Origin of the sequence: Musicola keenii, from assembly GCF_014855505.1 — a bacterium.
Lineage (GTDB): Bacteria > Pseudomonadota > Gammaproteobacteria > Enterobacterales > Enterobacteriaceae > Musicola > Musicola paradisiaca.
The window spans coordinates 1-537 of sequence record NZ_JAAWVW010000061.1; the positions used below are offsets into that span (position 1 = coordinate 1).

Genomic DNA, 537 nt, shown 5'->3' on the forward strand with positions numbered 1-537 from the left:
TTTTAGTTTTTCAGCGAACAGCGTCAGTGCCTTTATGCCACTTTCCTGCGATTGTCTGTACCATTCATTCCAGCGTTGCCTTGCCTCCTGTTCATCAGGGGCATACCACAGCTCTTTCAGCGCGGCTTTCATCACATAGATGGTATTTAACGGCTGATTGGCCTCCAGCAACTCTGACAGCCTGACGTCATGCCCTGCCGGCAGATTCTCCGGATTGCGCAGCAATAGCCAGCGACTTCGTTTGATAACCTGTCGGGACTTCGGGTTATCACGTAGCGGGTTTGCCTGAGCGACCCTGACACGGTCAATGACCTCGCGACCAAACTTTGCGACCACATGGAACAGGTCATAGACCACCTTCGCCTGAGGGCTGTGCTCCCTGACCTCCAGCTCGAACGCCGTGTTCATGTCCATGACAACGGATTCGATACTGGCGCATCCCTCTGGCCCCAGCCAGGTGAAGAAGGGACGTAAGGCGGCTCTGCTACGACCTTCGCCCACCCACAGCACCTGCTGTGTATCGGCATCTGCCACGAC

Annotated in this window: 1 protein-coding gene; it reads right to left on the reverse strand. The window is 55.7% G+C overall.

The window, feature by feature from the left end; all coding sequences use genetic code 11:
• On the reverse strand, nucleotides 1–537 hold a 537-nt coding region (locus tag HEP82_RS19845), incomplete at both ends, for a transposase (RefSeq protein WP_192459613.1).